The sequence below is a fragment of the Consotaella aegiceratis genome (assembly GCF_036541425.1).
GTDB classification, from domain to species: Bacteria; Pseudomonadota; Alphaproteobacteria; order Rhizobiales; family Rhizobiaceae; genus Consotaella; species Consotaella aegiceratis.
In genome coordinates, this window is record NZ_JAZHFT010000001.1 from 58,668 (window position 1) to 73,517 (window position 14,850).

Genomic DNA, 14,850 nt, shown 5'->3' on the forward strand with positions numbered 1-14,850 from the left:
TCCCGTGTGCTGTGCCTGCGGGCGGCTCCGCGCCGCCCGGCGTTATCTCGGTGTCAGGGGGAAAGCCGGCTGACCGGCACCTTGGCGACGACCTTGCGCACCGAGGCGGCGCGGTTCCCCGTCCGGCAGAGCGGAATGTGGATGTCCCAGGGAAAGAACACGGCGAATTCGCCCGCGGCCAGTTCGATGCATGATCGTCCCTCCGGGTCGAGGTCGAAGAAGACGTTGTCGGCTTCGCTCGACCTTTGCATCGCCTGCGTCTCGGTCGTCAGAGGGATCTGGACGATCCCCTCATGGCCCGAAACCACAAAGTGGACGTCGATGTTGGCGACATGCGCCTCCGGCGCATGGTCCAGCGCGTCACCCGTTTGCGCCGTGAACAGCGTTGCCGTCACGCCATCGACGTCCAAGGCCAGGGGGCCATCCGAAAGCGCTGCGAAATCCAGGGCCGACAAGACTTCGAGGACGTCGAGCAGCGGCGCCGGCATCTCGCCTTGCGCCCGTTGCAGGCTCTCGCGGTGCCCGGTGATCATCTCAGCGCTCGCCCCCGGCCAGTGCCACGACCTCGGTCCAGACGCCGTCATCGACCACGATGCCGTTTTCGAGATGATCCTTGCGCACCCGAACCTCGATCTCGCCGGGATAGAGCACCTCCCGGCCGCCTTCGGCGGGCGTCGAGGAGTTGACGTAGTCAACGACACCGTCGGCCACCCGATCGGTGAAGGCCTCGCCGCCGAGCTGGGCCGGATCGATGGCGATGAAGATTTGGGAACAGCCGGTGCAGCTGCCCTTGTCGACCGTGTCGATCTCATGGGTGGCGAGCCCCTCCGACAGAACTGCCGCCAGCGTGTCGAGCAGAATGGCGAAGCCGGAGCCCTTCCAGTAGCCCATCGGCAGTATACGCATCGACTGCTCGATCGGCCCCGGTTCGCTGGTGAGATTGCCGTCCTTGTCGAAGCCGCCCGGAAACGGCAGCTTCTCGCCCTTCAGACGGGTGACCTGAAGCTTGCCATAGGCATATTGCGACATCGCCATGTCGAGGACGATGTGCCCCTTGCTTCGCGGCACCGCCATGACGAAAGGGTTGTTGCCGAGGCGCGGCACCTTCGCGCCCCAGGCCGGCATGCAGGATTCGGTGTTGGTCCAGCTGATCGCGACATGGCCTTTATCGGCGGCATGCCAGCCATAGGCCCCACCGCGCATCCAGTGGGTCGTGTTGCGCAGGGCGACGATGCCGACGCCGTGCTGCCGCGAGATCTCCATGGCGCGGTCGGAGGCGAACAACGCGTTGAGAATGCCCGGACCGCGATGGCCATCGAAGATCTCGATCGCAGAGAGCGCCTTGACGCGTTCCGGCCTGCCTTTGAGGTCAACCCAGCCCTTTCCCACGTAGTCGACGAAACGGGCGACACGGTTGAGACCGTGCGAATAGACCCCGTCACAGCTCGACCGGGTGTGGATGCGCGCGCAGGTCTGCGCATCCTCCGGATTCATGCCGGCCGCAATAAACGCGCGGCCGATCACCTCCTGCATCTGCTCGAACGGAACTCGGGCCACTCTTCATACTCCTTGGCATTGATCAGGGGAGGCAGGTCGGCTCGATGCCGAACGGGCCTCGATGTCTCGTTCGACGGGAAGAGAGGCGAAGCGACAATCCTGCTTCGGCGCCTTGCCCACACGGGCACGACGGACTGTATTGCCCTTCATGAACCCTCCCCACATCGCTCTATTGTCAGTCGATATATTTATTATCGTCTGACAATTAGCAATGGACAAAGCGGTGGGCTGTAAAGGGCCTCGATGGAAATCGGGCGAGGCAATTCGACGCGGCTGCCGACTTGCAGATGCTGCCGCGACGTTTGGACAGGGAGTTTCGAAGAGGCACCCCAACGACGGCCCGGACGCACCGCCTCAGTGTCGCTGTTGGTATCGCGTCGATCAGTTCGCGACGAGCACGGACACCCCTGCCCGCGTCGACCGCCGGGCCGTTTTGTGAATGCGGTGGTTGGAGACGCAGTTTGGGCGCAGGCCCATAGGACTCGGCGCACGGCAGCAGATCGCGCTCCGGCCGATCCGTGGCCGCAAGGAAACCGCTTTCAGCCGGTTTCCGCAGAAACACGCTGCCGCGCCATGCGATCGGCAGCGGGGCCAGTCGACGTTCGCTCGCCGGCGCCGACGGCCGCAACCCGCGCCGACCGAAGCGCTACCCTCTCATTGGAGAGAGCCGGGCGCCGTCACAATCGCCGACCGGTTTCCCGGTCGAAGACATGAACGCGGTCGCGCGTGACCGAGGTCTCCAGCCGATCGCCGACATTCACCTCGAGCATGCTGTCGACGACGGCGACGACCGGCTGATCTTCCATGCGGAACATGACGTGGGTCTGGGCACCGGTCGGCTCCACCAGATCCACGGGCCCGCCGACGACCGAACCGGCTCCCCCCACGACCATCTCTTCCGGACGAATGCCGACCACGAGCTTCTGACCATCCTGGACGGCGCATTCCAACGGCAGTTCGATCCGCGCTCCCGCTTCGAGCTCGGCCACCGGTCCGCCGGCTTCGTTGCGGGCCGTGGCGTTCAGAAGGTTCATGGCGGGCGAACCGATGAAGCCGGCGACGAACAGGTTCTCCGGCCGGCGATAGAGTTCGAGCGGCCGTCCGACCTGCTCGATCCGTCCCCCGTTCAGGACAACAATGCGGTCGGCGAGCGTCATCGCCTCCACCTGGTCGTGCGTCACGTAGATCGACGTGGTTTCGACCCGCCGATGAAGGGTCTTGATCTCGGCGCGCATCTGGACGCGCAGCTTGGCGTCGAGGTTGGACAGCGGTTCGTCGAACAGGAAAATCTGCGGATTGCGCACCACCGCCCGGCCCATCGCGACGCGCTGGCGCTGGCCGCCGGACAGCTGCGAGGGACGGCGTTCGAGCAGGCTTTCGAGATCGAGCATGCGCGCTGCCTCGCCCACGCGCTCCTGGATTTCGGCCTTGGGCTTGCCGGCGAGCTTCAGGTTGAAGGCCATGTTCTGGGCCACCGACATATGCGGATAGAGCGCATAGTTCTGGAACACCATGGCGACGTTGCGCTCGCGCGCGCTCAGATCGTTGACGACCTCGCCGCCGATCGAGATCTCGCCGTCGGTGATCTCTTCGAGGCCCGCCATCATGCGCAACAGCGTCGACTTGCCGCAACCCGACGGGCCGACAAGAGCGACGAACTCACCATCCTCCACGGCAAGGTCTATGCCATGGATGACCTCCACCGCTCCGAAGGACTTTCGCACACCATCCAGAACAACCGTCGCCATGAACTCCTCCTCGTCCGCCGTTTCCGCAGCGGATCCTTCTGGTTTCTTCCCTTGCCACTCCGGCCGAGCGGTCCGGATGAGGCAGGCTCGGCCGCAGCGGATCTTGTCACCGCCGCGACCGAGCGGCTAATTCACTCTGGCGTTGCAGCAACGCCGTGACTTCGATCCACCCACCCGAGCCGCCTTTCCGGAGACCTGCAGGCCTTGCGATCATGAACGACAGACTTGGCGGACGGACGAAGGTGCGGCTTGGCGAGGCGACTGGCCACAATCTCGTTCATGCGGCCGACCACAATCTGCGGATCACGCTCGAACTGATCCGGCGGAAGGGACGCCTGGGCCGGATCGACCTGGCTGCCCTGACAGGGCTGACGCCCGCCGGCGTCGGCAACATTCTGCACCGGCTGACCAGCGAAGGCCTGATCCGGGACGTCGGCGGATCGGGCAAGCGGTCGGTGCAGTACGAGATCGCGCCCGATGGCGCCTACGGGATGGGCATCGACATCGCCGGCGACACGATCGAGGTCGCGCTGGTGAATCTCGCCGGCGAAGTCGTGCATCGAGACCGCTGCGAGGCTGCTTCGAGCGCTCCCGATGCATTTGCCAAGGCAGTTCGGGACACGGCCTTTTCCGTCGCCGCGCGATTGTCCGCGACGGCATCGCCGCGGCTTCTCGGTATCGGGCTCGCCGCGCCGGACACGCTCGGCGCCGATCAGCTCGCGGTTCTGACGCAGTCGCTGGCGCCGTTTGCCGTCCAGGCGGAACGCGATACCACCGCCGCGGTGCTCGCCGAGCGCCGGTTCGGGGCCGGCGGTCATGACGGCAGCTTCGTCCACATTCTGTTGCGCGACCGGATTCGCGCCGGATTTCTGATCAACGACACCGTCTACGAAGGCGTCACGCGCAGTGCCGGACGGATCGGCGACATGCACACCGGCGAGGACGGCCGGCCTCTCGACGAGGTGGCGGCGATCGCCGACCTGTCTCCGGAGCTGGCGCGTGCCGGAGAGAAACCTTCGTCCGGGACTGCCCTTCCGGGCTGTCGCGAGGATGCGATCGAGGCGTGGCTCGCCGCGACCTCCGAGCACCTTCTCGATGCCATCGTCGCACTGGCCGGTCTGATCGCCCCTGGTACCGTTTTCATCGGCGGCGTGCTGTCCGACGATTTGAACCGCCGGCTGGTCGAGCACCTGAACGAAGGCCGTGCGGAACGGATGACCGGGCCGGTGCAGCCGCGCTGGCTGCCGGAGATCGCCGCCAGTTCCGTCGGGATCGACGCGGTGCTCCTGGGCGCGGCGATCCTGCCCTTCCTGCATCGGCTTCTGCCCGATCCGAGGCGGCCGAGCGGGGTTGGCCCAGGCTGAAACGGTCGTGCTCATCGCGCGAGATCTCCCGCGACCGTATGATGACCGGTGTGCGGCAGACGGGTGCGCTGAGCCCGGTCACGGGCTTCCAGCCGCAACACTTCCGCCAGCGGCATGGTCGCGGCACCGAGCGCGGCGGCGTTTTCGGAGCCCGCCGCCCGATAGATCGGCGGCGCCTTTCGCCCGGACTGCGCCAAATGGTCGTGCACGTTGACCAGCAGTTCGTCGATCAGGCGGATCGGCAGACGGCCGCCGGTGAGGATCGCATCCGGATCGATCAGTAGCCCGATCTGAATCGCCGCCTCGGCCAGATGAACGGCTTTGTCGCGGAGCCATTGCGAAACCAGGTCGCGGCCGCGCCGATCGAGTAGCAGAAGCTGGTGCGGATGCGAAATCTCGATACCGTGCTCGGCCAGGAACTCGTAGAGGATGAAGAGCGAGATCACCTGCCCCAGCGGTTCGACGCTGCCGCCGCGGCCCTTGTCGGCGACGAGCGCCGGCATCCATCCGATCTCGCCCGACAGGCCGCCGGTGCCATGATAGCAGACGCCGTCGAGAACCACGCCGCCACCGAGACCCGAACCGATGAAGATGTAGAAGAAGCTGCGGCTTTCGACACCCAGCCCATAGTTCAGTTCGCCGATCGTGGCCGCCGTCGCGTCGTTGTCGATGAAGATCGGCAGCGTCGTGAACTCGGCGAAGCGCTGGCGCACGTCGACCCGGTCCCAGGCGGTGAATTCGGCGGGCATCTTGGGAAATGGGATCTCGCCGAGCCAGTCGGGGATCGCCAAGCCGATGCCGGCCAGCCGATCCGGATCGACCAGCCGGCGATGGCGAAAGGTCGCCAGCGCCTCCTGCGTCAGTTCGAAGAACTGGTCCGGCAGGATGTAATGGATGTCGTAGTGAAGCCGGCCGCGCATGGTGCCGGCCGCGTCGAGAGCGACGAAGGTCACGTGATCGCGGGCCATGCCGATGCCGACCGCGCAGGCCCCGGCCGGATCGATCTCCAGCTCGATCGCCGGCTGGCCGGGCGCGCCGTGACGCCGACCCGCTTCGATGACGAGCCCGTCGGCGATCAGGCGCCCCGCGATGCGGGCCACCGCCTGCTTGGTCAAGCCGGTGCGCTGCGCCAGCTCCGTTCGCGAAAGCGGCTGATACCGTTGAATCGTGCGCAGAATGACGCCGCGATTGTGGTCGGCCGCGAGTTCCGAGTTGGAGCCGGCGAAGCTGTTCATGACCGGCTGGTCGATCGTTGCGCGATGTCCGTCACCGTGGGCAGAGCCTCTTCAAGTCACGCCTTCGTCAATCGGAGGCTGCGCACCTCGAACGGACGGATGTCGTCGCGCTCACCGACGGCAGCCGGCTCTTCCAGCAGCGTCACGTCGCCGGCGACCTGCCAGCCGTCGACTTCGACGGACACCGGACCGCGGCCGCCCGCCGGCTCGAAGAGCCGCAGGATCAGGTCGTCGCTGTCCTCGGCCGCCTTGAATCCGGCGAGCGCCACCGTGTGCCCGTCGACGCGGACCGGAGCCGTCGTGCCGACGGCGAGCCCCGTGGCGGCCGTCGTCAGCAGCGGCTGGTTCAGGTCTTCCGCCTCCTCGCGGACGCCGCCGGCGATCCAGTCGCCTTCATGCGGCATCAGCGAATAGGTGAAGCTCTGCCTGCCCTCGTCGGCGAGCGGGTCCGGATAGATCGGCGAACGCAGGAGGCTCAGGCCCAGCACATTGCCGCGCGCCGAGTGGCCGTATTTGCCGTCGTTGAGCAGCGCCACGCCGAAGCCCGGTTCCGAGAGGTCGGCGAAGCGATGCGCCGGCATCTCGAAGCGCGCCTCGTCCCAGGAGGTGTTGACGTGGGTCGGCCGCCGCACGACGCCGAAGGCGCATTCGAAGGTGGCATAGTCGGAGCGCACGGCCAGCGGGAACAGCGCCCTCAGGAACACACGCCGGTCATGCCAGTCGAGCTCGGTGTGAATGTCGACGCGCGGGCTGTTGGCCCACAGCGCGACCGTCTGCACGATGGTGGAATCGCGAAAACGCTTGGCGATCCGGATGGCGGCGCGATGCGGGCCGCCCTCGATCACCTCGACGCTCTCGACCTCGGCGATCTCGATGCCTTTGGCCTCGTAGTCGTTCTCGACGTCCCAGGCGTCCCAATTGCGCGGCTTGTCCATCGGATAGGCCCAGAGCTGGTTGCCTCTGCCATCGAGCGCCTCGCGGCCGGCCCGCTTGTCGAAGACCGAGGCGAGCGTGCCGTCGGCGCCGATCTCGACCTTGAGGAACTGGTTTTCCAGCGTGGTGCCGGCCGCCTGCACCGCCGGGGCCTGGGGCAGCGCCGCCGGATCGACGACCGCCAGCCCCAATGCCGGAACGGTCAGAGACGAGGCCAGCGGCTTGCCCTGCCACTCGCCCCGCAGCGGCCGCTCCGCAAGGCCCGGATTGACCACCACCAGAGCGTTGGCGACATTGCCGTTCGGCAGCGCGCCCGCCAGCGTGGCGAGTGCCTCGCCCTGGCGCTTCAGGCCGGCATCGCGGGCCTGTGTCAGCTCGCTGACGGCGTCCTCGTAGATCTCGCGAACGCCCGAGCCCGGCAGGATGTCGTGGAACTCGTTCTTCAGCACCGCTCTCCAGGCCGTCTCCAGGCTCTCCGGCTTGGGGGCGCCGAGGAGCGTCGCCAGCGAGGTCAGCGTCTCGGCGGTGATCAACGCGCGCTCGGCCTCGCGATGCCGCTTCTTGGTCAGGCTCTGAGTGGTCAGCGTGCCCCGGTGAAGCTCGAGATAGATCTCGCCCAGCCATACCGGCACTGCCGTCTCTTCTGCCGTCGCGTGCGCCCGTTTGAAGAAGTCCTCGACGCGGGCCGGCTCCAGCGACGGAACGGCGGGGAAGTCGGCGAGCTGCGCTTGGCGCTCCAGCATCTCGGGCGTCACGCCGCCGCCGCCGTCGCCGTACCCGATGGCGAGCAGGCTCTCCGAATGACGGACCTTGCCCCGGAAGTTCTTCCAGGTGGCGATGACCGCCCTCGGCTCGACGACGCCGTTATAGCCGCCCACCGGATTGTCGAAGGTGTGAGCGAGGACGCGGCTTCCGTCGAGACCCTCCCACCAGAACAGGTCGTGCGGGAAACGGTTGGTCTCCGACCAGTTGACCTTGATGGTGAAGAAGCTGTCGATGCCGCCCTGGCGCAGCAATTGCGGCAGCGCGCCGGAGAAGCCGAAACAATCCGGCAGCCAGCAGACGCTGTGGGTGACGCCGAACTTTTCGCGGAAATAGCGCTGACCGTAGAGGATCTGGCGCACGAAGCTTTCGCCGGTCGGCATGTTGGTGTCGGGTTCCACCCACATGCCGCCGATCGTCTCCCACCGGCCTTCCTTGACCCTCTTGGCGATGGCCGCGAAGAGCTCGGGGTCGTCCTCCTCGACCTGAGCGTAATAGGCCGCCGTCGACTGGTTGAAAACGAAGGAGGGAAACCGCTCCATCAGCCCGAGCGCGGTGTGGAAGGTGCGGCGCGCCTTGCGCCGCGTCTCGGCGTAGGGCCACAGCCAGGCGAGATCGATATGAGCATGGCCGGTGATGGCCAGCTTGCCGGTCTGCGGATAGCGCTGATTGAGCTGTTGGAGCTCGGCCACCAGGGCCTTGTGCGCTTCGACCACGGCAGCGCGGTGGTCCTGCCGCAGCCCGTCCGGCGCATCCTTGAGGTCCGGCAACTGCCAGATCTTCTGCTGCATCGGTGCCGGCGCGGTGCGCGCGATGTAGTCGGCGGTGGCCGACGGCCAGTCGAGCGCCACGAACGCTTTTTCGGCCGCCGCGATCAGATGCGGCACCACCTCGTGGCCGCCGAGTTCACGGGCCGCTTCATGAACCTGACGCAACAGCAGATGCAGTTCGTGCACCGGCCGGTCGATCCAGGCGACGTGCGCCTTGGTCAGCCGCGGCTCGCGCACCGGCTCGCCGAAGGGCAGCCGGGCGACGCTGTCGGTTTCGACGCGGAATTGGTGTGCGGGGACCGGAAAGCGCTGATGGAAGGGATCGAGGCCGAAATGCGTCGTTTCGCCCTTGGTGGGCACGAGCGCGATCAGGCTCTCGCCGCCGAGGTCGAGCGCGAGTTCGGTTTCCTCCACGGGCCAGTGCTCCGGCACGGTCACGTCGGCCGCCAGATGCACGACGCCGTCGCGACGCGGCCAGAAACCGCCTTGTCCGAGCGGCTCGCCGTCGAAGGTCCAGCCGTCGACGGCAGCCCTCTCCCTTTCGCGCCAATGCTCCAGTTCGTCCGCGCGAACCCTCAAGCGGACCAACCGCTGCTCCAAGGTGAGCGACATCGAGAATACTCCGGTCTGTTCAGCCCTTCACCGCACCGGCGGTGATGGCCCCGACGATGAGGCGTTGCAGGGCGAGAAAGGCGATGATGGCCGGCACAACCGCCACCAGACACGCCGCAGCCAGAAGCTGGGTCGTGGAGGCGCTGGTGCTGCCGGCATAGTTGAAGATGGCGACGGCGATCGGCTGCAGGCTGTCCTGGCTGAGAAGCAGGAACGGCACCAGGAATTGCGACCAGCCGAGGATCACCGTCAGAATGAAGGCAGAGGCGAGGCCGGGCGACGCGAGGGGCAAGGTCACGCGCCAGAACACGCCGAACGGCGTGCAGCCGTCGATCTCGGCGGCCTCCTCCACGGCCGCCGGAATACCGTCGATGAATGCCTTGAGCAGCCATGTGCACATCGGCACGCTCACGGCGATATAGACCATGGTCGCGCCGAAATGGGAATCGACCAGTCCGATCCGGCTCATATAGCGATAGAGCGGCACCATGATGACGAGCGGCGAGACCATCTGGAAGCCGAGGATTCCCATCAGCATCCAGTTCTTTCCGGCGAAGCGGAAGCGGGAAAAGGCATAGGCCGCGGGCGCGGCGACGATCAGGCAGCCGAGCGCACCCAGCACCGACAGCTTCAGCCCGTTCCACAGATAGATCGGAAACTCGTTGCTCGACAGGATGGTAATGAAATTGTCCAGGGTCGGCTCGTGAGGGATGAAGCGGCTGGCCCCGCGAAACACCTCCTTGCGGGTGCGCAGCGCCAGCGACAACAGCCAGGCGAGCGGCGTGAGAAAGAAGGCGGCGATCACGATCATCGCCACATAGCTCGCCCCGTCGAGCCAACGTTCTTTCGATCGGCGGTTCATGCGGCGGACTCCTGGCGCGGGAGGAACAGGGCGTAGGCCAGAGCAAGCACCAGGCTGATCAGGAGCATCAGCACCGACAGCACGCATCCGCCGGCGAGGTCATAGTTACGGAACACCGTGTTGAAGGTGAACAGCGAGATGACTTCGGTGGCGCGGCCCGGGCCGCCGCCGGTCAGCGAGATGATGGCGTCGAACGTGTTCAGCGTCTGGATGGTGATCAGGATCGAATTGACCAGCAGCGCCGTGCGCAACAGCGGCAGGGTCACGTAGAAAAAGCGCTGCCAGCCCCGCGCGCCGTCGACTTCGGCGGCCTCGAAATAGGTCGGATCGATCGATTTCAGCGCGGCGTAGAGGATGATCATCGAGAACGCCGTGCCGCGCCACACGTTGGAGATGATCACCGAAACCATGGCGATCTGGGGATCCGACAACCAGGCGACGCGCCCGACGCCGATCATGTGCAACGCGCTGTTCAGTGCGCCGTAGGGAGCTTCGGAAAACAGCATCTGCCAGATCAGGCCGTTGGCGATGCCCGGGATCACCCAGGCGACCAACACCGTGGTGCGCAGCGCCATGACGCCGACCAGCCCACGCTTTTCGCCGCGAACGACGAGCAAGGCGATCGCCAGCCCGAAAAACTGCTGACCGACCACCGAAAACAGGGTGAACACCGCCGTGGTCCATAGAACGCCGGGCAGGTTCGGGTTGGTCAGAATGGCCTTCACGCTGGCCAGCGTGAAGTCTTCCTCGGACCCGATCAGAGTGGCGTTGGTGAAGGCCAGACGGAAAACGTCGACAATCGGATAGAGGTAGAACAGGCCGAGCATGATGGCGACCGGAAACAGCCACGGATAGGGGCTGTGTTCGAGCCATAGCGTCAGCCGGCGCGTGCGAGTGGGTCGCCGCCGATGCGAGGCGACATGAGCCGTCACCGTCATGAGAACCTCCCTGCAGCCGGAGCCGCGGCCGACGTGACCGCGGCGCCGGTCGTTTCAGAGATCAGAGCCGCCCGTAAGCGGCCTGGACGGCGGTGTTGGCGTCATCAAGCGCCTGTTCGGTCGTTTTCGTGCCGGACAGGATATCGCCCATGGCGATCTGGAGCTGGTTGGAGATCTCCGGATAGATCGGCACGCCCGGCCGGGCATGGCCGTACTGCAGAAGATCCCGGAATTTCTGGAAGGACTCCGACTTGTAGACATCGTACTTGTCGAAAGCGGCCTTCTGGGTCGGCAGGTTGGTCTGCAAGGCGGTGCCTGGACCGGCGAAGATGTCCTTGGCGATCGCCGCGCACATCTCGGTCTTTTCCTTGTCGTCGCTGAACGAGGCGATGGTCCAGCCGCCGGTTCCGGTCGCCTTTGCGTCGGCAGTCGGTCCGGGGATCTGATCGAACGTCCAGTTTTCGAACTCTTCGGAATCCAGCGTGCTCTTGAGCTGTGCCAATTGCCAGTTGCCGCCGACGAACAAGGCCGTGGTGTCCGCGGCCGCGGCGGCGTTCAGTTCGTCATAGCCGACGATCGTCGACACGCGCTGCGGCGCCGCCCCCGACTCGACCAGATCCTTATAATAATCCAGGGCCTTCAGGATCTTCTCACGGTTCTCCCCGTCCGCGAAGACCGGCTTGCCGCTCTCGTCGACGAGCTGACCGCCCTGCGCCCAGAAATTCGACAGCCAGTCGAAGACCGTGCCTTCATAACGGCCGCCGTTGAACAGGAAGCCTTCCATGCCCTCGTCGACCGACGCAAGCGCCGCCTCTTTCAGCTCCGCCCAGTCCGTCGGGGCATCGGGAACGATCGCGCTGTTGCGATAGAGCACCCGAAGGTCGGTCGAATACCACCAGGCGTAGATCTCCCCATCGTCGCCGGTGATGCCTTCGCGGACGAAGGGGAAGAGATCGTCGATTTCTTCCTTGGTGAAATACGGCGTCAGGGGCTTCAGGACATTGTTCTTCTTGAACAAGGCCAGCTGGAAGCTGTCGACGGACGCGCAGTCGGGTCCGCGCCCGGACTTCACCTGCTCCAGAAGCCGCGCCTGCTCCTGGCCGATATCGTTCGACATCGCCTGAAGGTTGATCCGCCAATCCGGATGCTTCTGAATGAAATCCGCGAAAAGCTCCTTGTAGCCGGCCGCCCAATCGGGATCGCTGCTGTTGGGGCTATCGCCGGCGAGGCGGAGCGTCAGCTCCTTGGGGGCGTCCGCACTGCCCACCCGATCCTTGGTGACGAGGTCCTGGGCGGTCGCGGGAATGGCAAAAAAGCAGGCTGCGCTCGCCATCAAGGCGAACGAGGTACGTAAGGCCATGGGTGACTCCTCTCATTGGGGTTCGGGACGGTTAAGATCCGCCCTCGTTGCGGGGCATCTGGCGTGCCCATGGAGATTAAATCACTTTGTTTTCCTATTTGCAACGTTCTCAATCGCGACTTCGGATGGTGCGGAACATGCGGCAGTACGCGGGCTCCGCAACCGTTCCAGGCGCCCTTCAAAGGCCACGGCAGCCGACCGGGAGCGCCGGCAGGGCGGCGTCAATCCTGAAACGGCCCGCCCGGCATCGGTCCTTGTCGGGACCCGTCCGCCCGTCGGCCTTGGATCAGGAGAAAGCTAAGTCAGCGCGATGACAGTTCGATGGCCATGTTATTGCTGCCGGTGAAAATAACGTCGGCAATAACGGCGCCTGGAAGCTGGCGTTGGCGGAGTTTCGCACTGCAAGATCCGATCCGCTTGCCGAAGACGCCAGGCTTTGCCCCAACAGCCTGTCTTAAGAGACGGATTCGCCGGGCGAGCCGCCCTCGCCGTCCCAGCGCTTCAATCCCGGCAATTCGAGATCGAAGAGATCGAGGACCTTTCCGACCATGTGCCGGACCATGTCGTCGATGGTCTGCGGCCGATGGTAGAAGGTCATGACCGGCGGCATGACGATCGCCCCATAGCTCAATACCAGCTCCAGATTGCGCACATGGACCGGGCTGAGCGGCGTTTCCCGGGCGAGCAGAACGAGCTTGCGCCGCTCCTTCAGCACGACGTCGGCGGCGCGTAGCAGCAGGTTGGTCGAAAGCCCGCCGGCGACTGCGCCGAGCGTGTTCATGCTGCAGGGCGCCACCACCATGCCCTCGGTCTTGAAGGTGCCGCTGGCGATACTCGCGCCGATATCTGCGGGAGCGTGGGACCGATCGGCCAACGCGGCCACCTCCCGCGGACTGTAGGGCGTTTCGTGGACGATCGTCCTGGAGCCGCTCTCCGAGATCACCAGATGCGTCTCCCAGTCGGCGAAGAGCTGCATCGCCTTCAGGATCTCGATGCCGAGGATCGCGCCGCTCGCCCCGCTGATGCCGACAATGAGGCGCTTCTTGGTGCTGTCGGCCACGGTCTCGATCCCCTCATCCTGTGGAATCGCGCTCGCTCGGGCCGCGCGGTACGTCCCATGCTCGACCAAGCGCTCGCTGGAGGCCGCTCTATGAGCCGCGTCTTGCGCGCTTGCAAGGCATGGAGCACCGGACGGGACGATTGCCGAGGACGAGTTGCGGCTCGCCCCCGGTGAAGCGGTTCAGTCGCCTCGGCCGGCGCCGCGTTCGTCGAAGTATCGCCGGGCGTGGGCCAGCGTCCGAGTGTAGACGCTGAGATCGTCCTGCGGCAGCGGCCGACCGCCCTCCGGCCGCAGCACGGCGCCGCCGAGCGTGGCGATGCCGCCGTCGAGCATCAGATTGTCGACCATGCCGTGGTCTTCGATCATCAGGCCGTCGGGACCGCGCAGCTTGCCGCCATCGTCGGCCTTTACCTCCGATCGATAGTGGTCGTCGATGATGCGGCGATCGTAGTCGCGCGGATCGTTGGTATAGGCGAAGCCGGGACGGCCGAGCGCGCACATGAAGCCGAGTTCGTAGACGGTCCCGGTATCGGCACTCGCCCCGCGATAGGGCGACAGGTTGGCGATGATGAAGTCGGCGGCCCGAATGGCCGCCTCGTTCGCGGCGCTGATCGCGACGCCGCGCGCGAACTTGTCCGCCGGCCAGGTCTCTCCTTCCATCGCACTGGGCTCGAAGCCATATTCGCGCGCCAGGGCGTGCTTTTCCGCGATCACGTCGCGCGCATTCGCAAAGAACACCTCTGGGCCGGCAATATAGACCCTCATGACAGCTCGCCGGCTTCGATCGCGGCCATGATGCGATCGCGGAACGAGGTGTCGCGGTCCTCGACAACGTTTTCGACGCGCGAGGCCTCGCGCATGAAATGCTCGTAGCCGCGGCCCATGTCCCAGCCGCGCCGCGTGTGCATGTCGATGGCGAAATCGGGAATCGGCGGCGCCTTGTCGCGCACCTGGTTCTCCAGCCGGGCGAAGTTCACCATGTCGTCGGAGGTGCGGTCCTTCTTGCTGTCGGCGATCATGCGGATGGCATGGGCGGCGAACAGGAAGCGGTCGCCGTCGGGGCGCGGATAGCGCGAATGGGTGCGGTAGAGCGTATCGATCAGCACCGGCAGCATCGGATTGCCCGAGCCCACGTCCTCCACCGCGATCACGCAGAGGCGCGACCACAGGAACTCCTCCATCTCGGCGCTGGTCATGAACATCTCGTAGGCGATCAGCAGCGCGTTCTCCTTCAGCCCGCGCCGCAGGCATTTCTGCAGCGCCGAGATCACCTCGTCGGCCGGCAGGTCGTGCAGCGTCGTAACCTTCTGCCAGGGATCGGGCGGGCGCGTGACCTTCACCATCAAGCTTCGTCCTTCTTCAGTTCGATCTCGACGAACTCCACCGTGGAGTCGGAGAGATTGACGACATCGTGCTCGGCGCCGCAGCGGCGGAAATAGCTCTCGCTGGCCGTCGGCGAATAGCGCGTCTGATTGCCCTCGGCATCGATCATGGTCAGGGTTCCCGAGATCGTGGGGACGACGACGTAGTCGCGCTCGTGGCGGTGCCAGCCGGTGGCAGTGCCCGGTGGGAAATGCCAGCGCACCACCCGCACCAATTCGTTGTCTTCTTGAACAGTCGCCGTTGCCGGCGGATAATCCTGTCTCATC

General features: G+C 65.7%; 13 protein-coding genes. 1 reads left to right on the forward strand and 12 read right to left on the reverse strand.

Annotation, left to right across the window (positions count from 1 at the left end):
- Positions 1-53 precede the first annotated feature (53 nt).
- From SMD10_RS00270 to SMD10_RS00280, 3 genes are all read right to left on the reverse strand, one after another.
- Positions 54-533, reverse strand: a complete 480-nt coding sequence (locus tag SMD10_RS00270; RefSeq protein WP_331683623.1) for a NanQ anomerase/TabA/YiaL family protein — start codon at positions 531-533, stop codon at positions 54-56.
- A gap of 1 nt (position 534) precedes the next feature.
- A complete protein-coding gene (yiaK, locus tag SMD10_RS00275) occupies positions 535-1,557 on the reverse strand; it encodes a 3-dehydro-L-gulonate 2-dehydrogenase (protein WP_331683624.1) in 1,023 nt (340 codons plus the stop codon).
- 677 nt (positions 1,558-2,234) lie between these two features.
- A complete protein-coding gene (locus SMD10_RS00280; RefSeq protein WP_331683625.1) occupies positions 2,235-3,305 on the reverse strand; it encodes an ABC transporter ATP-binding protein in 1,071 nt (356 codons plus the stop codon).
- Positions 3,306-3,517: 212 nt separating this feature from the next.
- Between SMD10_RS00280 and SMD10_RS00285 the strand changes: the two genes are divergently transcribed.
- Positions 3,518-4,669, forward strand: a complete 1,152-nt coding sequence (locus SMD10_RS00285) for an ROK family transcriptional regulator (RefSeq protein ID WP_331683626.1) — start codon at positions 3,518-3,520, stop codon at positions 4,667-4,669.
- Positions 4,670-4,680: 11 nt separating this feature from the next.
- Here SMD10_RS00285 and SMD10_RS00290 read toward each other — a convergent pair whose 3' ends face one another.
- From SMD10_RS00290 to SMD10_RS00330, 9 genes are all read right to left on the reverse strand, one after another.
- Positions 4,681-5,904 (reverse strand): ROK family transcriptional regulator, encoded by a 1,224-nt coding sequence (locus SMD10_RS00290; RefSeq protein ID WP_331683627.1) that lies wholly within the window; start codon positions 5,902-5,904, stop codon positions 4,681-4,683.
- Positions 5,905-5,960: 56 nt separating this feature from the next.
- On the reverse strand, positions 5,961-8,981 hold the full coding sequence (locus tag SMD10_RS00295; RefSeq protein ID WP_331683628.1) for an alpha-mannosidase: 3,021 nt from the start codon (positions 8,979-8,981) through the stop codon (positions 5,961-5,963).
- Between the two features lie 19 nt (positions 8,982-9,000).
- The gene (locus SMD10_RS00300; protein ID WP_331683629.1) at positions 9,001-9,843 is read right to left on the reverse strand and encodes a carbohydrate ABC transporter permease; all 843 of its coding nucleotides are present in this window, start codon (positions 9,841-9,843) and stop codon (positions 9,001-9,003) included.
- A complete protein-coding gene (locus SMD10_RS00305) occupies positions 9,840-10,670 on the reverse strand; it encodes a carbohydrate ABC transporter permease (RefSeq protein WP_331683876.1) in 831 nt (276 codons plus the stop codon). Before SMD10_RS00305 ends, SMD10_RS00300 begins: the two co-directional genes overlap by 4 nt.
- Positions 10,671-10,842: 172 nt before the next feature.
- Positions 10,843-12,114 carry a type 2 periplasmic-binding domain-containing protein gene (locus tag SMD10_RS00310; protein WP_432757150.1) on the reverse strand — a complete coding sequence of 424 codons (1,272 nt, stop codon included), beginning with the start codon at positions 12,112-12,114 and terminating at the stop codon, positions 10,843-10,845.
- 481 nt (positions 12,115-12,595) lie between these two features.
- Positions 12,596-13,201, reverse strand: coding sequence for a UbiX family flavin prenyltransferase (locus tag SMD10_RS00315; RefSeq protein ID WP_331683631.1), 606 nt, complete (start codon positions 13,199-13,201; stop codon positions 12,596-12,598).
- Between the two features lie 180 nt (positions 13,202-13,381).
- Complete coding sequence (locus SMD10_RS00320) at positions 13,382-13,966, reverse strand: nucleoside 2-deoxyribosyltransferase (protein ID WP_331683632.1); 585 nt, start codon at positions 13,964-13,966, stop codon at positions 13,382-13,384.
- Positions 13,963-14,544, reverse strand: a complete 582-nt coding sequence (locus SMD10_RS00325) for an AAA family ATPase (RefSeq protein ID WP_331683633.1) — start codon at positions 14,542-14,544, stop codon at positions 13,963-13,965. The genes SMD10_RS00320 and SMD10_RS00325 overlap by 4 nt, the downstream gene beginning before the upstream one ends.
- On the reverse strand, positions 14,544-14,849 hold the full coding sequence (locus tag SMD10_RS00330) for a cupin domain-containing protein (protein ID WP_331683634.1): 306 nt from the start codon (positions 14,847-14,849) through the stop codon (positions 14,544-14,546). The genes SMD10_RS00325 and SMD10_RS00330 overlap by 1 nt, the downstream gene beginning before the upstream one ends.
- Position 14,850 lies beyond the last annotated feature (1 nt).